The 20,433-nt window shown below is 56.7% G+C and carries 21 protein-coding genes and 1 pseudogene; 10 read left to right on the top strand and 12 right to left on the bottom strand.

All coding sequences use genetic code 11. The features are described from left to right. Window positions 1–292 precede the first annotated feature (292 nt). Entirely contained in the window at window positions 293–706 is a 414-nt protein-coding gene (locus tag MME58_RS27485; RefSeq protein WP_277623030.1) for a hypothetical protein, read from the bottom strand. A gap of 124 nt (window positions 707–830) precedes the next feature. On the opposite strand from MME58_RS27485, the gene MME58_RS27480 reads away from it, so the two are divergent. Further along, on the top strand, window positions 831–2,078 hold the full coding sequence (locus MME58_RS27480) for an E3 ubiquitin-protein ligase (protein WP_338156863.1): 1,248 nt from the start codon (window positions 831–833) through the stop codon (window positions 2,076–2,078). Between the two features lie 184 nt (window positions 2,079–2,262). On the opposite strand, the gene MME58_RS15065 is transcribed toward MME58_RS27480, so the two are convergent. Then, window positions 2,263–3,189: a LysR family transcriptional regulator gene (locus tag MME58_RS15065; RefSeq protein ID WP_055004946.1), complete on the bottom strand. Its 927-nt coding sequence runs from the start codon at window positions 3,187–3,189 to the stop codon at window positions 2,263–2,265. 137 nt (window positions 3,190–3,326) lie between these two features. Here MME58_RS15065 and MME58_RS15060 point away from each other — a divergent pair, with 137 nt between their 5' ends. Further along, window positions 3,327–4,424 carry an NADH:flavin oxidoreductase gene (locus MME58_RS15060; RefSeq protein WP_054987525.1) on the top strand — a complete coding sequence of 366 codons (1,098 nt, stop codon included), beginning with the start codon at window positions 3,327–3,329 and terminating at the stop codon, window positions 4,422–4,424. A 16-nt stretch (window positions 4,425–4,440) separates the two neighbouring features. On the opposite strand, the gene MME58_RS15055 is transcribed toward MME58_RS15060, so the two are convergent. The 5 genes and pseudogenes from MME58_RS15055 to MME58_RS15035 form a co-directional block, all read right to left on the bottom strand. Beyond that, the gene (locus tag MME58_RS15055) at window positions 4,441–5,097 is read right to left on the bottom strand and encodes an NAD(P)H-binding protein (RefSeq protein WP_055004947.1); all 657 of its coding nucleotides are present in this window, start codon (window positions 5,095–5,097) and stop codon (window positions 4,441–4,443) included. A gap of 61 nt (window positions 5,098–5,158) precedes the next feature. Continuing rightward, the gene (locus MME58_RS15050; protein ID WP_055004948.1) at window positions 5,159–5,545 is read right to left on the bottom strand and encodes a nuclear transport factor 2 family protein; all 387 of its coding nucleotides are present in this window, start codon (window positions 5,543–5,545) and stop codon (window positions 5,159–5,161) included. Window positions 5,546–5,605: 60 nt separating this feature from the next. Next, window positions 5,606–6,349 carry an SDR family oxidoreductase gene (locus MME58_RS15045; RefSeq protein ID WP_055004949.1) on the bottom strand — a complete coding sequence of 248 codons (744 nt, stop codon included), beginning with the start codon at window positions 6,347–6,349 and terminating at the stop codon, window positions 5,606–5,608. Window positions 6,350–6,425: 76 nt separating this feature from the next. Next, a pseudogene (locus MME58_RS15040) lies at window positions 6,426–7,528 on the bottom strand (alkene reductase). Between the two features lie 55 nt (window positions 7,529–7,583). Continuing rightward, complete coding sequence (locus tag MME58_RS15035) at window positions 7,584–8,165, bottom strand: TetR/AcrR family transcriptional regulator (protein ID WP_055004950.1); 582 nt, start codon at window positions 8,163–8,165, stop codon at window positions 7,584–7,586. Between the two features lie 131 nt (window positions 8,166–8,296). Between MME58_RS15035 and MME58_RS15030 the strand changes: the two genes are divergently transcribed. The 4 genes from MME58_RS15030 (at window position 8,297) to MME58_RS15015 (ending at window position 10,860) form a co-directional block, all read left to right on the top strand. Then, a complete protein-coding gene (locus MME58_RS15030; protein ID WP_054987522.1) occupies window positions 8,297–8,590 on the top strand; it encodes a metal-sensing transcriptional repressor in 294 nt (97 codons plus the stop codon). 7 nt (window positions 8,591–8,597) lie between these two features. Continuing rightward, window positions 8,598–9,740, top strand: a complete 1,143-nt coding sequence (locus MME58_RS15025; RefSeq protein WP_055004951.1) for a nickel/cobalt efflux transporter — start codon at window positions 8,598–8,600, stop codon at window positions 9,738–9,740. 9 nt (window positions 9,741–9,749) lie between these two features. Then, on the top strand, window positions 9,750–10,190 hold the full coding sequence (locus MME58_RS15020; protein ID WP_054987551.1) for a YqaA family protein: 441 nt from the start codon (window positions 9,750–9,752) through the stop codon (window positions 10,188–10,190). 244 nt (window positions 10,191–10,434) lie between these two features. After that, complete coding sequence (locus MME58_RS15015; RefSeq protein WP_054987520.1) at window positions 10,435–10,860, top strand: VOC family protein; 426 nt, start codon at window positions 10,435–10,437, stop codon at window positions 10,858–10,860. 62 nt (window positions 10,861–10,922) lie between these two features. Here the strand turns inward: MME58_RS15015 and MME58_RS15010 are convergent, their stop codons facing one another. The 3 genes from MME58_RS15010 to MME58_RS15000 form a co-directional block, all read right to left on the bottom strand. Then, window positions 10,923–11,798, bottom strand: coding sequence for a LysR family transcriptional regulator (locus MME58_RS15010; RefSeq protein WP_054987519.1), 876 nt, complete (start codon window positions 11,796–11,798; stop codon window positions 10,923–10,925). 108 nt (window positions 11,799–11,906) lie between these two features. After that, window positions 11,907–13,766: an ABC transporter ATP-binding protein gene (locus MME58_RS15005; RefSeq protein ID WP_055004952.1), complete on the bottom strand. Its 1,860-nt coding sequence runs from the start codon at window positions 13,764–13,766 to the stop codon at window positions 11,907–11,909. 88 nt (window positions 13,767–13,854) lie between these two features. After that, window positions 13,855–14,481, bottom strand: coding sequence for a TetR/AcrR family transcriptional regulator (locus MME58_RS15000; RefSeq protein ID WP_054987517.1), 627 nt, complete (start codon window positions 14,479–14,481; stop codon window positions 13,855–13,857). 114 nt (window positions 14,482–14,595) lie between these two features. On the opposite strand from MME58_RS15000, the gene MME58_RS14995 reads away from it, so the two are divergent. Beyond that, the gene (locus MME58_RS14995; protein WP_055004953.1) at window positions 14,596–15,789 is read left to right on the top strand and encodes an MFS transporter; all 1,194 of its coding nucleotides are present in this window, start codon (window positions 14,596–14,598) and stop codon (window positions 15,787–15,789) included. 124 nt (window positions 15,790–15,913) lie between these two features. Here MME58_RS14995 and MME58_RS14990 read toward each other — a convergent pair whose 3' ends face one another. Next, complete coding sequence (locus MME58_RS14990) at window positions 15,914–16,228, bottom strand: ArsR/SmtB family transcription factor (RefSeq protein WP_082427080.1); 315 nt, start codon at window positions 16,226–16,228, stop codon at window positions 15,914–15,916. A gap of 261 nt (window positions 16,229–16,489) precedes the next feature. On the opposite strand from MME58_RS14990, the gene MME58_RS14985 reads away from it, so the two are divergent. Both MME58_RS14985 and MME58_RS14980 read left to right on the top strand, forming a co-directional pair. Further along, window positions 16,490–17,083: a TetR/AcrR family transcriptional regulator gene (locus MME58_RS14985; protein ID WP_054987515.1), complete on the top strand. Its 594-nt coding sequence runs from the start codon at window positions 16,490–16,492 to the stop codon at window positions 17,081–17,083. Window positions 17,084–17,488: 405 nt separating this feature from the next. Then, window positions 17,489–18,238, top strand: a complete 750-nt coding sequence (locus MME58_RS14980) for an SDR family oxidoreductase (protein ID WP_054987514.1) — start codon at window positions 17,489–17,491, stop codon at window positions 18,236–18,238. 200 nt (window positions 18,239–18,438) lie between these two features. On the opposite strand, the gene MME58_RS14975 is transcribed toward MME58_RS14980, so the two are convergent. Further along, window positions 18,439–18,825, bottom strand: coding sequence for a winged helix-turn-helix transcriptional regulator (locus MME58_RS14975; RefSeq protein ID WP_054987513.1), 387 nt, complete (start codon window positions 18,823–18,825; stop codon window positions 18,439–18,441). Window positions 18,826–19,466: 641 nt separating this feature from the next. On the opposite strand from MME58_RS14975, the gene MME58_RS14970 reads away from it, so the two are divergent. Continuing rightward, complete coding sequence (locus tag MME58_RS14970; protein WP_055004954.1) at window positions 19,467–20,411, top strand: fatty acid desaturase; 945 nt, start codon at window positions 19,467–19,469, stop codon at window positions 20,409–20,411. Window positions 20,412–20,433: the final 22 nt, after the last annotated feature.

Raw genomic sequence — 20,433 nt, 5'->3', positions numbered from 1 at the left:
ACCGTATTCTTATGATCAAGCGCTGTAAAATTCTTTTTTCTTCTAAGCTAATATAGATTTTTATGATTTATATTTTTATTTATTATGCTTAATCGGTATTTTTACGGCGGGCTGAACCTCTGTGTCGTGCGTCTGCAGAAAGTTTAGGGAAAAGTGCCAGGGAACTCGTTCTTGGTCGGTGGCCACATAGCGTTGATTTTGTGGGTGATTTGGCCCACATCCAGAAGACCGAAGAGGATCTGCATATGGTGGGTATCAACAGAGCAGGACCATCGGGCGCTTACTTTGGTGGTCACACAGACCCGGAGCCAACCTCAGGGCATGCACGCGGATCCAGCAGCGGTGCCAGCTCCTCGAACAGTCCGCAGGCACCATCGACTTCCTCGAACGCGCCCACATCGCAGGCGCAAGATCGACGTGAAAGGCTTTTACGATCCAGACCGCTGTCGCGCGAAACCAGAGAGTGGCTGGAGCAGGGGATGCCGCAAACGGCAGAGCCTGAAGGGCGCGACAGATCGCAGGCGTCTGCCGATGAGGCAGCGCCTGAAGGGCGCGACAGATCGCAGGCGTCTGCCGATGAGGCAGCGCCTGAAGGGCGCGACAGATCGCAGGCGTCTGCCGATGAGGCAGCGCCTGAAGGGCGCGACAGATCGCAGGCGTCTGCCGATGAGGCAGCGCCGCGTGCACGTGCAGAGACAAGAAGCACGCCGCAGGCACCTGCCAATCCTGCCGGGAATGCCCCCGCACCGCGCGTCGGGGCGGTGGCACACGCCAATAGCATCGTTCAGCAATTGATCAGTGCGGGCGCCGATCTTTCCTATACTCGCATCATGTTCCGCAATGCCATAAATGGCGACGGGGTTGCTTTTTCTCAAGCCGAACAGCGTATTTTGCTTGAGCATTTCCCTGACATGCTGGCGCATGGAATCAACCGCCACACAGAGCTCGCCAGGGAGTTCCGTGGGGCCCTCCATCGAGAGGTTCGCCGACAGGAGGCTGAGTCAGCACCAGCAAGGACTCCAGAACGTTCGCCAGCGCGGCCGCCGGCGTCGCCCATCGCTACGGAATCAACTTCGGGAAGTAGCCAGCGCTCATTATTCGGACGGTTCGCCCGGTTGATGACGCCCAACCAGACACGGTCGTCGAGCGCATCGAGCGCATCGACCTCTCGGGTGCGGGTTGACAGGAGCCCGCCACGCGTCAACCAGGTACCCACGCGCCCCGACAGAGCTGCGATGCGTAATCGTGGCAATAATGAGGCCGACACCGCGCTGCAGGAACTGGCTCGACAGGGCATCAATATGGAACGCCTGAGCGCTGTCTTGGGAAGGCATTTAATGGGTCGCCGTCCTATACCCCCTGATATGGCGCGCGCGTTGCAGAGCGTGGGCATCAGTCCAAGTATTGACTCGGCGGAGAGCCTCATGGAAAACCCTCTGTTGAATTTGAATATTGCGCTGAGCCGAATGCTGGGGCCGCGTGCCCAGGGTACTCCAGCGCCTCGTCCAGCCATTCCCGTGCCTGCGCCGACCGCCGCCAGGCGACCAGGCAGCACACGTGACGCAACATTGCGGGTCATGCCGGAGCGGGAGGATCAAGAAAGTCATGTTGCTTACGGAATGCGTTTGCTTAACCTGAACCCTGGGGTAGGGGTACGCAGCGTCGTCGCAGCGTTTATAACCGACCCGGCAGCTCGGGCGACAGTGGTGGCCGATATCCGCGCAGCCCGGGACCCTATACTTTCACAATTCAGTCAACTGCGTACGATCTCGAAGGCCGATGCCGAATCCCAGGATCCGGGCTTCAAGGATGCGGCAGATCATCACCCGGACGACGCGACGCAGTGCCTTTTTGGTGAGCCATTGTCGCTGACCGATCCAGATCAGCAGGTGATCGGTCTGGCGGGTCATTCGACGGAGACATCGGAGCCTTACAGCCAGACGAAAAACAAAGCTCTGGTGTTTATGGATATGAAAAAACTTGCGCAATTTCTGGCTGGCAAGCCCGAGCATCCGATGAACAGGGGCAGGCTCGATGCCGACACTATGGCTAAGTACGCCTTTAGAGTCGTTCCCTGATCGCGCGGCCCGTAAAAGTCAGGTATGTCGGCGTCGACATACCTGACTGCCACGTCTCAGGCGTGTGTGCAGGGCACCTGACGTAATGAGACAAAGGATCGTAGGCTCTCAAGCGCGCAACGTCACGGGTGAATCTCTTTTTTTAACGCGGTAACGCGCTGCTCCGAGAAGCCGGTGACGAATATCAATCGACGTCCTGCGACGGTCTTCTGGTGATAACCTCCGCCACGCCTGCCTTGTTTCTGAGCGCTGCTTCAAGCCGGTCAATGAACAGGCGCACCCGGGGAGGAACGCGCTGGCGTGTTGGCAGCACTGCCGTGACAGACAACTGTTCGGGAATCACATCGTCGAAGTCGACCTGCCGAAGGCTGCCTTGGCTGATTTCCTGCTGAACATCCCAGTAGGTCAGCATGGCCAGCCCCAGGCCCTGTTTGCATGCCGTACGGACGGCTTCGACACTGTTGGCAGAGAAGGGGCCCTGAGCGCGAATGGCCACAGGTTCGCCGTCTCGGGTGAACGACCAGTAAGGCGTTGCATGCAAGGCGATGCATGGGTGCTGGCTGAGTTCGTCCAGTACTGAAGGTTTGCCGTGACGTGCCAGGTAGTCGGGGCTTGCACACACCACCCGCGGGTTGGGGGCCAGTGACCTGGCCACCAGTGCCGAGTCACGCAGGGTGGCAATCCGGATGGCGACATCGATGCCCAGTCCGGCAATGTCCACGATACTGTCCGACAGCGTCAGGTCGATACTCAGGGCCGGGTTCTCCCGCATCAATACTGGCAGCAGCGGCATGATGATTGTCTGACCAAAAACGCTGGGTGCTGTGATCCGCAAAATGCCGCTGGCAGAGCTCGTATCGGCCTTCAGTGTAGCCCGAGCGGTCTCACTGGCGTGCAGCATGGTCTTGGCGTGGGGCAGAAAAACCTCGCCTTCCGGAGTCAGCGAGACCGAGCGGGTTGTCCGGTGAGCGAGCCTCACACCCAGATCGTTTTCCAGTGCCGCGAGGCGTCTGGAAACTGCCATGGGAGATAAACCGAGTCGACGAGCCGCTTCGGACAGGCTCCTGCAGGATGCAATGGCGGCAAACACCTCGATGTCAGAAATTTGCACAGATTCTATCCATTTCCGTTAAAGCGCCTTATCCGAACGGCTGGGTTCCAATGGGCTGCTACAGCACTTACCGTCTTACCGGTCATGCCTGCTACTGCGGGCTATTCGCAGGCGACCTGCACGGTGAGGTTTGAAGTATGAGCGAGATAAACAAACACGTTACAGCCCCATTCGACATTGGTCAGCTGAAACTCAAGAACAGGTTTGCGCTAGCGCCCATGACACGCGTCAGTGCGACCGAGCAGGGCTGCGCCACGCACGCCATGGCGCGATATTACGAACGGTTTGCCAAGGGCGGTTTTGGTCTGATTATCACTGAGGGAAACTATACGGATCGCGGTTTTTCCCAAGGATATGCGCATCAGCCAGGCATCACCGATGACGAGCAGGCCGTGGTGTGGCGTGCGACTACCGATGCCGTTCATCGGCATGGCAGTGCCGTGATCGCACAGATCATGCACGCGGGTGCTCTCAGCCAGGCAAATCGCTTCGTCAATGAGGCGGCGGGTCCTTCGGCCATTCGTCCAAAAGGCGAACAGATGGCGTTCTATTACGGCGAAGGCCTTTATCGGGTTCCGCAGGCAATGAGTGACGCCGATATCGCCGATGCCATTGAAGGTTTCGCCAAGGCCGCACAACTGGCCATCGGCACGGCGGGTTTTGACGGTGTCGAGATTCATGGGGCGAACGGTTATCTGCTGGATCAGTTTCTGACGGAATACAGCAATCAGCGTACCGATCAATGGGGCGGTGACGTTCAGCAGCGTCTGCGCCTGACGCTTGAGGTCATTGCCGAAGTGAAAAAGGTGGCCGGGCAGGCGCCGGTAGGCGTGCGTCTGTCACAAGGCAAGGTCAACGACTTTCAACACAAATGGGCGGGAGGCGAACGCGATGCCGAGATTATTTTCGGCGCATTGGCGGATGCCGGAGTCGATTACATTCATGTGACGGAACACCAGGCATGGCAGCCTGCTTTTGCTCCGGGTGAAGCCAGTCTGATCGAACTGGCCCGTCGTTACGCCCCGGATGTTGCGCTGATCGCCAACGGTGGCCTGCACGACCCGGAAAAAGCCGGGCAGGTACTGCGCGAGGGTGCAGACATCATTGCCATTGGCAAGGGTGCGCTGGCAAACCCGGATCTGCCGCGACGGTTGCTCGAAGGCGGCGCAATCCGCGACTTCGATCCGGCCATCCTTGGCCCTATAGCCAACATCAAGGACAGTGAGCTGGGTTAATTGCTTGCGGAGCACATCAATGCCGACTCAGCGTGCGCAATGCAATGTCGACAGGCGTTGCGCCCTGAGTCAATTCGATGATCTGCCGGGATATCTCGGGCCGGTCGACCAGTGCAGCCAGGGCAGCGGCTACGTCATCGCGCGGTATGTCGCCATAGGCGATAGCCAGACCTGCGTTGACCTCACCTGTACCCGGAGTATCGATCAAGGTGCCCGGCCGGAGAATCACCCAGTCCAGTGCTGACGATGCCAGATACACATCGGCCTGTTTTTTTACCCGCATGTAATTCTCGAAGCCAGCGGAGGTGTCTGTACCGCGTGCTGCCTCAGGAAATGCCGACACCAACAGGAAGCGACGTACGCCGGCCAGCTCAGCGGCTGCAACGGCGGTCTCCAGACCCTTGCCATCAATTGCATTGGTCAGCTCTATGCCCGCGCCGCCGGCCCCTGCGGTGAAAACCACGACATCGCTGCCTGCCATCGAACCGGCCAGTCGAGGGGCATCCAGCTCGGTGAGGTTCCCGAGCAGGGGCAGGGCGCCAGTTGCTTCGAGTGCCGTCGATTGTTCTTCCTTACGGTGCAGTGCGATCACTTCATGGCCGCTGTCGGCAAGGTTTTTTACGAGGCGTTGGCCGACCTTTCCGGCTGCGCCGATGACGAAAACTTTTGACATGGAATCTTCCTCTGGTGAATAGCGCGCCGACGCTGTGCAGCATCGGCGCATTTCAGCCGGGTTAACCTCCGAACTGATGGTAAACCTTGGCGATCACTTTCCAGGTGCCGTCGATCTTGATCAGGGTCAGGTAGTCATTGTAGTCCGCACCGATAGCGTCCTTTTCCATATCGACCCTCACTACGGCGGTGGTCGGCGTGATAGCAAGCACATCCAGACGTGTAGCGATGTCCGGAGCGTTGCCGTTGGTTTCTACAAATGTGTACAAGTTGCTGATCGGCCCGCCCAGCAGTTGACCATTGGTGAAGCCATACATCACCGCATCCTTATGGAAAGCTTGCGCTATGGCGGCTACGCTGCCTGTACGCAGGCCTTCAACGTACTGCCTGGCGGTCGCGATAACTGCGGTGTAATCGCTGGTGGGAACGGCTTTGATGTTCTTGCTCATGAGGTGATGCTGCTTGGTGGGTCACGCGTGTCTTGTGGATGATCAGGATTGCCTGACCTGTTACCAGTCCTGACGGGTTGGCGAGATGATCAGGTCGTTGACGGTTACGCTGGCTGGCTGGTTGAGGGCGTAGATTACTGCGCGGCTGATGTCCTCGGGCGCAATGGCAATCTCATTGAGTGCTTTGGCTGCCTTGCGGCCTTCGGGATTGGTGACCTTGTCAGCCCAGCCGGTGTTGATCACGCCGGGGCTGATCGTGCTGGCGCGAATACCGTGCTGCACGCCCAGCTCCTTGCGCATCGACTCGGTCATCGCCTGGACAAAGAATTTGGTAGCGCTGTAAACCCCTGCTGCCGGGCCGACCTGATGACCTGCGACCGAGTCCATGTTCAGAATCTGGCCGGACTTCTGTTCGATCATGAACGGCAGAACTGCGGCTATCGAATTCAGATAACCCTTGATGTTTACGTCGACCATGGCATGCCAGTCCCGGATCGCAAGGTCGACCCAACTGGAGAACAGCATCAGCCCTGCGTTATTGACGAGAATGTCCACGGAGCCATAGGTGTCCCTGGCGAACTTTGCCATTGCCTGTGTTTCCTCGGCGCGGGTGACGTCAGTCACGCAGCTCACGGCCTTGTGACCGCATCCCTGAAGATCGCTGATCAGAACGACCAGACCTTCTTTGTCCCTTGAGGCAGCCACAACATTGGCGCCCTGTGCTGCCAGCGCTTTGGCTGTTGCTGCGCCGATACCCGATGAGGCTCCGGTGACGATTACGGTTTTATTGTCGAGATAATTCATGTGGCGCTTTTCCTTTGTCGCGTGTCGCGGTATGCCCGGCATCCTGGAAGATGATGGAGGGGAGGCCTGCTCTGGTTTAGTAATTGCCCAGTGGCCAGTCGGTGTAACCTTTGGCACCGCCGCCGTAGTACGACTCACGCGGAGCAATGGTCAGCTCGGCACCATGACGCAAGCGGGCGACGAGGTCCGGGTTGGAGATAAACAGGCGGCCGAAAGCCACTGCGTCGATCTTGCGCTGTGCGCGTCGCTCGATCGCCATTGTCAGGTCATAGTTGTTGTTGCCAATGAAGGTCCCGTTGAACCGGGCACTCAATGCGTCCATGTCGACACCTTCCGGGACTTCCCGGGACGTGGCGGTGGCACCTTCGACAAAATGCAAATAAGCCAGATTGAGGGTGTTCAACTGCTGTATCAGGTAGCCATGCAGGCCCATGACGTTACTGTCGGGAGCCGTGTTACCGGCATCTGGGGTCACCGGTGACAAGCGAATACCGACGCGGTCGCTGCCCCAGATGTCCACGATGGCTTGGGTGACTTCCAGGGTCAGGCGGGCGCGGTTTTCTATGGAGCCGCCATACCGGTCGTTGCGCTGGTTGGTTGAGTCGCGCAAAAACTGGTCCAACAGGTAGCTGTTGGCCGAATGGACTTCAACACCATCAAAACCGGCCCTTTTGGCATTCTCGGCGGCGCGTTTGTATTGTTCGATGATGTCGGGGATTTCGCCGGTTTCCAGTGCGCGCGGCATGGACACCGGTACGAAACCATCGACGGTGTAAGTATTACCCTCGGCCTGGATAGCGGAGGGGGCCACTGGTGCCTCGCCATCGGGTTGCAGGTCGACATTGGAGAATCGGCCTACGTGCCAGAGCTGGCTGACAATCTTGCCTCCTGCTGCATGCACTGCGTCCGTTACTTTCCGCCAGCCCGCAACCTGTTCTTCGCTCCAGATCCCTGGCGTGGCTGCGTAGCCTCGGCCCTGAGGAGAAATGTTTGTCGCTTCGGCCACGATCAACCCTGCCGTCGCGCGTTGCGCGTAGTAGGTTGCGTGCAGCTCTTTCGGTACACCGTCTTCGCCGTACCGGCTGCGCGTGACCGGCACCATGACAATACGGTTCGCCAGCTCGATCGAGCCCATGCGCATGGGGGAAACAGGTCAGTCGTGTTACTTGAATCTTTCATCAAATACCTCACATAGTGGACCGGTCGTCTACTAAAAAGATTAAAAAAAAGCCTGCTACCGCAGCAGGCGCTTGGTCATGGTCAGTGCTTTATCGAAAGAATCGGTGGACTTGTTCACTTTTACCAGCAGAGATGCGCCAAGCCAGAGTTGATAAAGCGATTCTGCAAATCCTTCAGGATCGCCCTCGGGATGAATGCTGCCGTCGGCGACCCCAATGTCTACGCAAGCAGTGATGCGCTTGATGATTTTTGCTGTGCCGACTTCAAGCACGCTACGCATGTCTTCAGACAGGTCGCACACCTCTGCACCGAGCTTGACGACCAGGCACTTGCCTTCCGGAAGATCAGTGCCCTGAGTCTCTGTCCAATAGTTGAAGTAGGCCAGTAATCGCTCGGCGCCGCTGCCAGGGCGCGCCATCAGGGCGTCGACGCGCCCCAGGTATTCGGAAAAGTATTCTTCCAGCAATGCCTGGCCGAATTCCTCCTTCGATTTGAAGTAGTAATAGAACGACCCTTTGGGTACACCGGCCGTACTTAACACCTCTGCAAGGCCGACGGCGGTATAGCCTTTGTTCGTCATAAGCGATCTGGCCACATCAATGATGTGCTGTCGCATGTCCTGGGCTGGTTTTTTCATAATGTCGAGCATCCTAAATTAAAACCGACCAGTCGTCTATTTGGTTTTTCACAACTTGCAGCACGTTTGACTCTATCCCCCCTGGGGGGATATAGTGCTGTCTCGAATCACTCAGACCGGAGACTTGAATCATGAGCGGACATGATCATCCTCATGACCCCATGCACCAGTCCCATGCGGCTGTCGTCAAGCGTCTCAAACGGGCGGATGGCCATTTGCGCGGCATCATCACCATGATCGAAGAAGGGCGCGAGTGTGTTGACATCGCCCAGCAGCTGCACGCCGTCGAGAAAGCGGTATGCCAGGCCAAACGCACCTTGATTCAGGATCATATCGATCACTGCCTTGAAGACACTGTAGGTTCACTTGCCAAGGGCGAGCGGGCACCGCTGGAAGCGTTCAAGCAGATCACCAAATACCTGTAGGTCTCGCATGCCGGATTTTGTCGAGTTGCTGCAGCAAGGTGGTTCCCATGCCTGGCTGTATTTTCCCAGCGCTGTCCTTCTGGGGGCATTGCACGGCCTTGAGCCGGGGCACTCCAAGACCATGATGGCGGCTTTTATCGTAGCCATCCGGGGCTCGGTGCGGCAGGCGGTGATGCTTGGACTAGCCGCTACGCTATCGCATACCGCTGTTGTCTGGCTGGTCGCTATGGCAGGAATGTATCTGGGGCAGGGGCTTGACCCTCAAACGACAGAACCGTACTTCCAGCTTGCATCTGCCGTGCTGATTATCGCTATCGCCGTATGGATGCTATGGCGCACCTGGCATGGCGAGCAGGTGTACAACGTCGAACATGAAGGACGTGCTCATGATGACCACCATGACCACCATGACCACGATGAGACACGCCATATCGACACGGGGCACGGTCGCGTCGAACTGTCGATTTTTGAGCAGGACGTACCGCCACACTGGCGTTTCAAAGCGTTATCTGGAAACGGCTGGAGCGCGGATGAAGTCGTGCTGCATACCGCTCGACCGAACGGTGTGATGCAGCAATTCCGATTCATCCAGCAGGACGGCTTTCTCCAGTCGCAAGACTCTATTCCGGAGCCGCATGAATTCAGCGCCCGGCTCAGCCTGGGGCATGCAGGTCACAGCCACGACTACGATCTGGACTTCAAGCAGCACGATCATGAGCACAGCCATGACCACAGTGATCTGGACGGATTGAGTCTGAGCGCTAGCGGTTATCAGGACGCTCATGAAAGGGCCCACGCCAATGACATCCGCAAGCGTTTCACCCACCGTAAAGTCAGCAACGGCCAGATCCTGATGTTTGGCTTGACCGGTGGCCTGATTCCTTGCCCGGCAGCCATCACCGTGTTGCTGCTGTGCCTGCAGGTGAAGCAGGTCACCCTCGGCGCTGCGATGGTGCTCTGCTTCAGCCTCGGCCTCGCGATTACCCTGGTCACCGTGGGCGCTGCCGCCGCCATGGGTGCCCGACAAGCCTCGAACCGCCTCCCTTGGCTCAGTGCTGCTGCTCGGCGGGCACCGTATCTTTCCAGTGTGTTGATCATCTGCGTCGGTGTATATGTAGGCATCAACGGCTGGACCGGCCTGTACTCGTGAGATGACGTGGTGTTCGAGCTAACTAGCTACCTCGGGCTTTTTGCTACGGCATTCGGTGCCGCTACGCTTCTCCCTCTGCAATCCGAAGCTGTATTGGTGGGTATGCTGCTTTCGGAGCACTACCCCACGATACTGCTCTTGATGATCGTTACGGCCGGCAACGTTCTGGGCTCTTTGGTGAACTGGTATTTGGGCCGTTCAATCGAGCACTTTCGGCACCGGCGCTGGTTTCCTGTCAACGAGCGTCACCTCGACAGGGCTCAGAGTACCTATCAACGTTATGGGCGTTGGGCGCTTCTGTTCAGTTGGGTGCCCGTCATCGGTGACCCCATTACCATGATCGCAGGCATCATGCGGGAGCCGCTCTGGAGTTTTCTCCTGGTCGTCACGCTTGCCAAAAGCCTGCGCTACCTGGCGCTGACTGCCATCACGTTCGGCTGGGTGATATGAGCGCGCCGCGCGGTTTTGGCGGCCATTCGTGGCAGGTCAGGGGCGGTCAGGGCACTCTGGAAGCGGTTTGTATCAATCCTCGCAACAAGTGCATCATGTACAAAAATAATTTGTGTTTTTTTTAAAATAATATTGATTTTTTTTAGTGCTGAGCGGCTCTAGGATGAATGCACCTTGATGAAATTGTCGGACAGCGAGTCTTGCCCGGCATTGCGCACCCATAAAAACTGCAATCGGAGTCCTGATGAGCCTTTCTCCTTTTCACCTTGCAATCCCAGTTTACGACCTGGCTGCGACACGTGCCTTTTACGCGGAAGTGTTCGGTCTTTCCGAAGGACGCTCCAGTGAGCAGTGGGTCGACTTCGACTTTTACGGACACCAACTGGTCATCCATGAACATCCGAAAACCGCTTCTCAAGAAAGCGTCCACAGCAACCCTGTAGACGGTCACGACGTACCGGTTCCGCACTTCGGCATCATCCTGGAATGGGCGCAATGGGAAGCCTTGGCCGAACGCCTGAAATCTTTCGGCACGGAGTTCGTCATCGAACCCTACATTCGATTCAAAGGGCAGATGGGTGAGCAAGCCACTATGTTCCTCTTTGATCCATGCGGTAATGCGCTTGAGTTCAAGGCGTTCAAGGATATGAGCCAGCTGTTCGCAAAATAGTGAAAAGCCTGACGCAAACCACGTTGCGTCAGGCTTTCCTAAATGAGCGGGAAGCCCATGAATCAGTGTGTGTTGATAGCCTGTTCATTGATCATCTGAACCAGCGCGTTCACAGGCTCGGTCAGACTGCGACGGGCGCGATGCACCAGCCCGATGTCGCGATGAAAAGTGTGTTGCTGCAAATCAATGGAGCGCACACCGGCGGGCCATTCCTGACTGCTGGCCGTTTCCGGAACCAACGCTACACCAACTCCATTGGCCACCAGTTTGATGATTGCATCCAGTTCGTCGAGCTCACAGACTTCGCGCAGCGAGACATGGGTCTGGCGCAGGAACCGGTCAACCTGACGGCCACCAAACGAGGATCGATCGTAGCGGATGAATGGATGAGCAGACACCAGCTCTGCCCAGTCATCTCCCGGCATTTCGGAGGGGACGATCAGGCGATAGGGTTCACGTACCAGCGTCGTCCACCGCAGGTCGCTCTGCAGCGAGAAGGGGGGGCGGATGATCGCTGCCATGTCGATCTCGCCAGCGTCTACCTGATTGACCAGATCCATGGAGAGACCCGGAATGACACGCGTCCTGCATGCTGCGAACCGCTGATGGAATCGAGCGAGCGCTTGCGGCAGAAACGAGCGTTGCACAGAGGCAATCGCGCCGATAGTGACCAATACGCTAGCAGGCAATCCTACCGTTGCCGTGCCCAGGTTGCTGAACTGGCGCACCAGGTCCTGACCTTGTAATAGCACCTGTTGGCCCATTCGGCTGAGTTGGGCTGAACGTCCTTTTCGGTCAAACAGTTCGACACCCAGTTCGGCCTCAAGACGCTGCATTTGCGCACTCACGGCGGCCTGGGTGAGCCCGACCTTGTTGCCGGCAGCCGCGAAGGTGCCTTCTCTGGCCACGGTTATGAATGTTTTCAGTTCTTTGATCATGCTCAAATAATAATTATATTTTTACTGAAAATGCATTCATTTATTTTGTTATTGCCGGGTCGTGGCGGGCGGTCAGGAGCGGCGACGCTCAATCCGGACCGCCCAGTCTCATACGTGGTCCACGTCTTCGGCTACACCCTGATCTTCTCCCAGAAATCCACCGCTCTGGTGATGCCACAGTCGTGCATAGGTGCCATTGCTGCTCAGCAGCTCGGTGTGAGAGCCTTGTTCGATGATGCGGCCGTTATCCATGACAATCAGTCGGTCCATGGCTGCAATTGTGGAAAGGCGATGGGCAATGGCGATCACGGTCTTGCCCTTCATCATGTCATCAAGGCTTTCCTGGATGGCCACTTCGACTTCCGAGTCCAGCGCGCTCGTGGCCTCGTCCAGCAAAAGGATCGGGGCGTTCTTGAGCATCACCCGGGCAATGGCAACGCGCTGACGCTGGCCACCCGAGAGCTTGATACCACGCTCGCCCACCAGCGTGTCGTAGCCACTGTGGCCTTGCTTGTCGCTCAGTTGGCTGATGAACACGTCGGCCTGGGCACTGACCGCCGCGCTACGGATTTGCGCGTCAGTCGCGTCAGGGCGGCCATAAGCAATGTTGTCGCGAATGGAGCGGTGCAGCAGGGAGGTGTCCTGAGTGACCATGCCGATTGCGCTGCGCAGGCTGTCCTGAGTGACGTGCGCGATGTTTTGCCCGTCAATGCTGATCGTCCCCTCGTCCACGTCGTAGAAGCGTAACAGCAGGTTGATGAGCGTTGACTTTCCGGCACCGGAACGCCCCACCAGACCGATTTTTTCACCCGGGCGAATGGTCAGGTTCAGAGCATCGAGCACCTGGCACTCGCCGTTGTAATTGAAACTCACATTGTCGAAGGTCACCGCGCCTCCAGTGGTTACCAACGTCGTCGCGTTCGGCGCATCCTGCACCTTGGGGCCGCGGGTCAAGGTCGCCATGCCATCCTGTACGGTGCCGATGTTCTCGAACAACGAGGTCATTTGCCACATGATCCAGTGCGACATGCCATTGATACGCAACGCCATGGCGGTAATCGCCGCCACGGCACCGGTACCGACCTGGCCCTGATGCCACATCCACAGGGCATAACCGCCTGCACCCATGATCAACGCGACCACCAATACCTGGTTGACGATCTCGAACTGGCTGACCAGACGCATCTGACGAAAGCCGGTGAGTTTGAAGTCTTCCATCGCAGCACGCGCAAAATGCGCCTCACGTCTGGAGTGCGAGAACAGCTTCACTGTCGTGATGTTGGTGTAGGCATCCGAGATACGTCCGGTCATCGACGACCGCGCGTTGGCCTGCTCCTGTCCGACTTTGCCCAAGCGGGGTACGAAATACATCATCGCCAGGCCAAACAATGCCACCCAGGCAATGAAAGGCAGCATCAGCTTCAGGTCGAAGCCGCCTGCCAGGGCAATGATCGCAATGAAGTAAACCCCGATCCCGGGGGCGATTTCGATGAGGGTGAACAGCACCTCGCGCACCGACAGCGCCGTCTGCATCACCTTGGTGGTGACGCGGCCGGAGAATTCATCGGAGAAGAAAGAAAGGCTTTGCCGCAACATCAATCGATGGAAGTCCCAGCGCAACCGTAACGGCAGGTTAATCGCCAGTACCTGGTGCTGCACCATCGTGCGCAACGCGACCAGCCCGATACTGGTCAGTAATACCAGGCCGATGCCCCACAGCACGCGACTTTCCTGTAACGCCGCATCGCCGCCGGTCTGCCAGGCCGACAGCAGGTCGACGACCTGACCAAGGAAGGAAAACAGCCAGGCTTCGTAAATCGATACACCGGCACTGAGTAGCGCAAGTGCGAGGATATAGCCGCGGGCACCCCGTGTGCAGGCCCAGAGAAACCGCCCAAGCCCGTCAGGAGGCGGTGGCACCTCGTCGGGCGGGAATGGGTCGAGCCATTTTTCAAACGCGCGAAGCATGAACGTCTCCGAAAGATTTAGTGAGGATTTTGCCGTCACACGCCCAGGTGCAACCTGTCAAGGCGTAACCGCAAGCGCAGGTGGAGGGTCATTGAGCAGCGGCAACACGGCGCAGGCTATCCCACAGTCCCATTATTTGAGTCACTGCGTCGTCCAGTGTGGCATGAGCAACACCATCGCGAGCCAGTGTAGACAAGCCCAGAAGAAAACTGTCGAACACGGCGGCGAGATTTTCCGGTATCAGCGTTTCGGGCAGCTCCCCTGCGGCAATGGCACGCTGGACGCAGGCAACGATACCCGCGCGATTCAGGTTGCGCGCCTGCAAGAGTGGTGCGGAGATGGCCTTGCTTTCCTCTGAACAGGCGCTCATCAGGCCCAGCGCCACCAGGCACCCCTTGGGATGATCCGGCTCGCACTGCATTTTGGCTGACTGACGAAGCGTGAGCTCAATTGCCGCCCTGGGCGGCAGGGCCGTATCAAAGAGGCTGTCGGTGACTCTGCCATGAGTGGCGAGGTAGCGTTCGATGACTTCATTGAACAGGGCCTGTTTCGAACCAAACGCGGCGTAAAAGCTAGGCGCGGTAATGCCCCCGCCCATATTCGCCTTCAGTTGGCTGAGAGATGTCGCATCGTATCCATGTTCCCAAAACAGATGCAGTGCCTGAGTAATTGCCACGTCGCGGTCAAACGTGCGCGGGCGTCCCATCTGTGCCATATCGGATCTCCTCCAGAACTATTTAAATACTAGTCGATACATAAGTCGTTGACTATCAGGTGGCCCCCTGACTATATTTATACCGATCAGTATATTAGTGGGTGGATTCGGGTAATGACGAAAAAGAACCAGGACGAAAAACTTCCGATCGGCGCGTTGCTGGCGCTGGCGATGACGGGGTTCATTTGCATCGTGACTGAGACGCTGCCTGCGGGTTTGCTGCCCGAGATCAGTAGCGGGCTGGATGTCTCGGCTTCGTATGCAGGGCAGATGGTGACGTTTTATGCGCTGGGCTCTCTGCTGGCAGCCATTCCGCTGACCATCGCCACGCAAAGCTGGCGTCGCAGGACTGTCTTGCTGCTGACGATCGTCGGCTTTTTGATTTTCAATTCGGTCACAGCGCTTTCTTCCAGCTGCTGGCTGACCCTGATTGCGAGGTTTTTCGCTGGCGTCTCTGCGGGCCTGGCCTGGAGCCTCATCGCAGGTTATGCACGCCGCATGGTTGTCCCGAAATTGCAGGGCCGCGCGCTGGCGATCGCCATGGTGGGAACGCCCCTCGCCCTGTCGCTGGGCGTACCTTTGGGAACCTGGCTGGGTGGATTCATGGGCTGGCGCATGGCATTCGGCTTGATGTCCGGGATGACCCTCGTGCTGATCGCCTGGGTACTGATCAAAGTGCCGGATTACCCTGGCCAAACCTCCTCACAGCGCATGGCGTTGGGTCAGGTCTTTTTTACACCTGGCGTACGCCCGGTGCTGGGCGTGGTCTTTACCTGGATGCTGGCTCACAACATTCTCTATACCTACGTCGCGTCCTTTGTTTCCAAGGCTGGATTGGCAAATAACATTGATGTGGTGTTGCTGGCATTTGGCGTCGCCGCGCTGGCGGGCATCTGGGTAACGGGACGGCTTGTTGATCGCCATCTGCGAAAAGCGGTGCTGGCCAGCCTTGCAACCTTTGCAGGCGTTTCGGTGTTCTTCGGCCTGTTTTCCGGCTCCGCTATGGCTATTTACCTCGGGGTTTTTATCTGGGGCCTGACGTTTGGTGGTGCTGCCACGCTCTTGCAAACCGCGCTCGCCGATTCGGCAGGCGAGGGCGCTGATGTCGCGCTTTCCATGAACGTCGTGGTCTGGAACAGCGCTATCGCAGGAGGCGGGTTATTGGGGGGTGTTCTGTTGAGTGAATGGGGGGTGGGATCTTTTCCCTGGGTCTTGTTCGTGTTGTCGGTGCTGAGTCTGCTCATTGCAGCGCGAGCGCATGTTCATGGTTTCGCAACAGGTAACCGATTTAACGCAGGATCGGTCTGAAAGGGGAGTCTCGCTGGCCTGGCAATGGGGCAGGTGCGGGCCAGTCTGGCGTATGCGCCACGCGACCACGGCGGGTATCGGGATCGGGATCAGCCCGATGCTCGCGATGGCCTGCTACAGGCCGCTAAAGGGGAGGTGATGGAAAATGACCAAGTATGGAGTCAAGCAGCCCTGGAAAGCGTGCTTCAATCTCGTCCTTGCGAAGTGCGTTCATGTGCGTTGTACCAACGATGCGCGTGCGCATCAATCCCGAGTCACGTAGCACCCTGAAGTGATGAGACGCGCTTGATTTAGGTCGGCCGCCATCCAACTCACCACAGGTAGCCTCGCTCACGTCGGCAAGATGGCGAATGATCTCCATGCGCACAGGGTCGCTTAACGCATAGAGAACACGCTCAAGAGCGAACTCCCTGGGCTCCGGATGATTGAATGCTCTCATGAAAAATGACCTGTGGCGCAGGCGTACACGTCAGGTGACTGCGATGTGAAACGATGTGCTGACCGTGCGGCTCCATGACCGCGTCAATGAGGGCAATCTCGTTGGCGACTTGCTGGGGTGAGGTGTCGTGAGCAGTGAGCAGTTTCTCGACACTTGCGCCGGTTTATTCGGGTTTTTGAGAGCCATAGAATCTGCCTGTATCATGGAACGATCGGTCCATATATCTTGGTCCGATCGTTCCAGGTTGTCAACGGAGAATCCATGAGCGGCAAACCGCAATACGATGAAGGCACGGTCCTGAAAGCGGCGACAGGTGTTTTCTGGCGTCATGGGTACGCGAATTCGTCTATCAGCGACCTGACGGAGGCAACGGGTTTGTCTCGATCAAGCTTGTATCAGCGGTTCCATGGCAAGGATGGGCTCTTCAACGAGTCTCTTCAGCTGTATACCGACCGTGTGCTGGCTCGAATGAAATCGACCAGAGTTCAGGGTTCCAAAGCGAGCGTGGAAGCGCTGTTACGTGAGTTTCTTCCACCGGAGTCTGACGTAAAGCGTCCTTCTGGCTGCCTGATCTCTCGTAGTAACGCTGAGCATGAAGACCTCACTGCCGCAGGAAAGAGAACCGCACACGCTGCGTCTTGCCAGCAGCGGCAGATTTTTCTGGATATTTTGAGTGATGGCCAGTTGCAAGGTGAGATTGCCGAGCACGCCGATCTGGATCTACTGGCGTGGTATTACTTTGGAATATTACAGGCCATTGTAAATCTGCCTTCGACCGGAGCTACTCGCCAGACACTTGCCTGCCTTATTGACCTTGCGCTGTTGACGTGGCCTCAAAGCCGTATTGAAAAGTAGCCCTGTCGCTTCCAGCGGCTCAACGCGCAATCCCGACATATTCTGGCAACGCAAGGGGGGCCTTTGTTAGTTAGCCCACCTTGCACTCAGGTACCTTGTAATCGATAAGCCGCCGATAGCTGTTGTCCGCGTGGAACTGTGCCGGGCTTGTGCAGTGCATGACCCCGTTATCAAACCAACCAAGTGCTGAACCAATGGAAAGTAGTGCTGGTGTACAGGGGCTTTATGCCAGTACCTGCGCGACCCTTGGTCGCGGTTATTTTGATGTGCCCTGAGGTGGCAGTACCGTTGGGTATACCTGGTATGCTCGCGGTGCCTAATTGAACCCAGGTATAAAATGTATATCATGATCACGCGTTAAGTTATTGAGTTAACTTTTTCGACACTCCCTACGCAGGATGGATCATGAAAGCACTTAGTGAAAAAATCGCACTGGTAACGGGCGCATCGAGCGGCATAGGCGAAGCGACGGCCAGGAAGCTCGCCAGTGTGGGTGTGAAAGTGGGTATCGCAGCGCGCCGAGCCGATCGTCTTGAAGCATTAAAAGCCGACATCGAGCGTCTTGGTGGGCAAGCGCTGGTTCTGGAGATGGACGTGGCAGACAAAGCCTCGGTCGAGGCAGGGGTGAAAAAACTGGTAGACACCTATGGTGGAATTGATATTGCAGTCAATAACGCGGGTCTGATGCCTCTGTCCAATATTGACGAATTCAAAACCGATGAATGGGACAAGATGGTGGACGTCAATATCAAAGGGGTCTTGAATCTGTCGGCCGCCGTGCTCCCTCATTTTATTAAGCACCGTGCCGGGCACATTATAAATACTTCATCGGTTGCGGGGCGCAAAGTGTTGGGCCAGGGCTTTGCTGTGTACGCTGCGACGAAATTCGCGGTCAGTGCCTTTACCGAAGGGCTGCGCATGGAAGTAGGGCAGAAATATAACATTCGTGTCACCAGCATTCAGCCGGGTGCAACGGCGACTGAACTGTTCAATCACACAACCAGCGAAGAGTTTTTGCAAGTCATGGCTGGTTTTTCAAGCCAGGTAGAGTTCCTATTGCCTGCCGACATTGCGGACACTGTTCTGTATGCGGTGTCCGCACCTGAGCACGTTAATATTGCCGAGCTTTACGTCATGCCAACCAACCAGGTTTGACCCGCAGGCTATACGCTTATCAGCTCCAGAGCTTGACCCTCGCGGGTTGAGCTTTCGAGCTTCGCCCGCCTGGAAATTCATTGGCCTTTGCCAGTTGCGTGGAAGCATTCCAACGATTTCCATACCGTATCGTGATCGTATGCTGGCAGAAGGTCTATCAGACAGTGCATCACCGGAGCGCGTTGGCGGGAGGTGTTAAATCATCCTGTCGTGAGCTTTACGTCTGCGACCGCGTCAAATTTCAACCGTGCAGCTTCAACGTCAGGCAGTTTGTCGAGCGTCCATTTATGCAACTCGCGAAATGGCTGCTGCAGCGTCCGCCCAAGCGGGGTGATTTCATACTGAACTGCCACGGGCGAAAACGAAATGACCTGGCGCGAGACGAGACCATTGCGTTCCAGCCGCCGCAGGGACTGTGTGAGGGCTTTCTGGGTGACACCCTCCAGGCGACGTTTGATGGCATTGAAGCGATGCGGCCCGTCATCAAGCACGGCCAGAACCATCATCGACCACTTGTCCGCGATCTGATCGAAAAGCGCCCGGCTTGGGCAGTCCGATGAAAAACATTGCGGCTCTAATTCCAGCATCAAATTTTCTCCCGGTGTACTGAGGCTACTCTAAGTGCCTGATTGACGTCAGGTCTACAAAATATACTTGTGTGGCGTGCAAAAGCAAATAAAGTCCATCCAATATCCAAGGCTGGAAACAGCCGGGAGAAAGATTCGCTGCTCCAGAAGTCTGAGCAATGAGTAGATCACCGCTAAAATTTATTCTTTTATGGAATAAGCATAAGTAAATATATTCCTAGCTCATAGGGTTTACCGTGCTACCTTGCTGTCACCGGGCCGCCGGATATGTTTAACCTTATTACGATGGTATGACTATGTCCGGTGCCCGAATCTTATACATCAGCCTTAAGGCTCTGTCGCAGGACGGAGCCCCTGCAGCGATTTTTCACGCCGGCAATATCCGCATCAGTACTTTCACCTCCATTGCCGTTCCATTCGTGACCGGCAAACCTCTCCCTTGTCAGGCCAACAGCGAAGCCTGTAGTGCAATCAGCGAAGGCTTGGCGTTTCTTCTCCACGCCATGTGAATCGTCTTCACCAGGCCTCTGCACACTGAAAATCCAGTCAACCCTCCTCAGATAACACTCGGTTTGGGGTGCAGTGCGAAGTGTGAATGACAGGGCGACTGTTCCGGGCAATATCTATAACGGCTAACAACCATGCCAAACTATTTGGATGAAGCTCATCGAGCTGAAATCGTTAAACTGAGCACGACCGTAACCGGTAAAACTGAATGGCCCACCTGGCTTTTGTTAACCGGGTTCTATCTGGCGTGGGCGGTTATTGTTTTTTATGGGAAGGTACTTGGCGAAGCATTCACCCTCGTCCTGTTGGTTCCGCTGATTGTGCTCTGGATGTCGATCCAACATGAGCTTATCCACGGTCATCCCACCCGGTGGCCTGTTTTTAACAAGGCCCTGGGGTTTCTGCCGTTTGCCGTGTGGTACCCCTACGATATTTATAGGGACACCCATTTGGCGCATCACAACGATGAGGTGCTGACGGTGCCGGGTCAAGATCCGGAAAGTCGTTATGTTACCGGAGCTGTCTGGTTGCGCTCGCCTCGGTATATCCGAACGCTGTTGTGGGTAAACAAGACCTCGGGTGGTCGTTTGTTTATGGGCGCGCCGTTGGCGGTAATAACCCTTGTGGGTGGCGAGATCGGAAGGCTGTTTCACAGCAGGCGAATCGCTTGGCGGATGTGGTCCGGTCATATACTCGGTGTTGGCATGGTGCTGGCAGTGGTGGAGCAATACAGCGCCATCAGTGCCATACAGTACCTATTCCTGGTTTCGCTGCCGGCCTTGTCGATTGCCATGGTCAGATCGTTTTACGAACATCGTCCGTCAACGCTTCCGGAACACCGTACGATTATCAACGAATCGTCAGGGCTGTTGAGTTGGCTGTTTCTTAACCTCAATCTTCACCTGGTTCATCACGATCTTCCCGGCCTGCCCTGGTTTTACTTACCCCGGGTGTATAGAGCCAAGCGTGACCAATGGATTGCGCGAAACAATGGCTATGTCAGTGCTGGCTACTTCCCGTTATTGAAGAAACATCTATTCAGTCCCGTGGACTGTCCTCGCCACCCGGTCGAGCACTGAGCTATGCAAGCTAATCTGAGCG

Origin of the sequence: Pseudomonas syringae pv. tagetis (genome assembly GCF_022557255.1) — a bacterium.
GTDB lineage: Bacteria > Pseudomonadota > Gammaproteobacteria > Pseudomonadales > Pseudomonadaceae > Aquipseudomonas > Aquipseudomonas caricapapayae.
The sequence above is the reverse complement of the archived record's forward strand: the minus strand, read 5'-3'. Positions and strand labels throughout refer to the sequence as shown.

Coding starts and splice junctions, on each gene's coding strand:
- MME58_RS14995 (WP_055004953.1), top strand. CDS start 14,596: ATGACGAAAAAGAACCAGGACGAAAAACTTCCGATCGGCGCGTTGCTG.
- MME58_RS14970 (WP_055004954.1), top strand. CDS start 19,467: ATGCCAAACTATTTGGATGAAGCTCATCGAGCTGAAATCGTTAAACTG.
- MME58_RS15045 (WP_055004949.1), bottom strand. CDS start 6,349: ATGAATTATCTCGACAATAAAACCGTAATCGTCACCGGAGCCTCATCG.
- MME58_RS15025 (WP_055004951.1), top strand. CDS start 8,598: ATGCCGGATTTTGTCGAGTTGCTGCAGCAAGGTGGTTCCCATGCCTGG.
- MME58_RS15050 (WP_055004948.1), bottom strand. CDS start 5,545: ATGAGCAAGAACATCAAAGCCGTTCCCACCAGCGATTACACCGCAGTT.
- MME58_RS27480 (WP_338156863.1), top strand. CDS start 831: ATGTTCCGCAATGCCATAAATGGCGACGGGGTTGCTTTTTCTCAAGCC.
- MME58_RS15060 (WP_054987525.1), top strand. CDS start 3,327: ATGAGCGAGATAAACAAACACGTTACAGCCCCATTCGACATTGGTCAG.
- MME58_RS15035 (WP_055004950.1), bottom strand. CDS start 8,165: ATGAAAAAACCAGCCCAGGACATGCGACAGCACATCATTGATGTGGCC.
- MME58_RS15030 (WP_054987522.1), top strand. CDS start 8,297: ATGAGCGGACATGATCATCCTCATGACCCCATGCACCAGTCCCATGCG.
- MME58_RS15055 (WP_055004947.1), bottom strand. CDS start 5,097: ATGTCAAAAGTTTTCGTCATCGGCGCAGCCGGAAAGGTCGGCCAACGC.
- MME58_RS14980 (WP_054987514.1), top strand. CDS start 17,489: ATGAAAGCACTTAGTGAAAAAATCGCACTGGTAACGGGCGCATCGAGC.
- MME58_RS15000 (WP_054987517.1), bottom strand. CDS start 14,481: ATGGCACAGATGGGACGCCCGCGCACGTTTGACCGCGACGTGGCAATT.
- MME58_RS14985 (WP_054987515.1), top strand. CDS start 16,490: ATGAGCGGCAAACCGCAATACGATGAAGGCACGGTCCTGAAAGCGGCG.
- MME58_RS15015 (WP_054987520.1), top strand. CDS start 10,435: ATGAGCCTTTCTCCTTTTCACCTTGCAATCCCAGTTTACGACCTGGCT.
- MME58_RS15010 (WP_054987519.1), bottom strand. CDS start 11,798: ATGATCAAAGAACTGAAAACATTCATAACCGTGGCCAGAGAAGGCACC.
- MME58_RS14990 (WP_082427080.1), bottom strand. CDS start 16,228: ATGAGAGCATTCAATCATCCGGAGCCCAGGGAGTTCGCTCTTGAGCGT.
- MME58_RS14975 (WP_054987513.1), bottom strand. CDS start 18,825: ATGCTGGAATTAGAGCCGCAATGTTTTTCATCGGACTGCCCAAGCCGG.
- MME58_RS15005 (WP_055004952.1), bottom strand. CDS start 13,766: ATGCTTCGCGCGTTTGAAAAATGGCTCGACCCATTCCCGCCCGACGAG.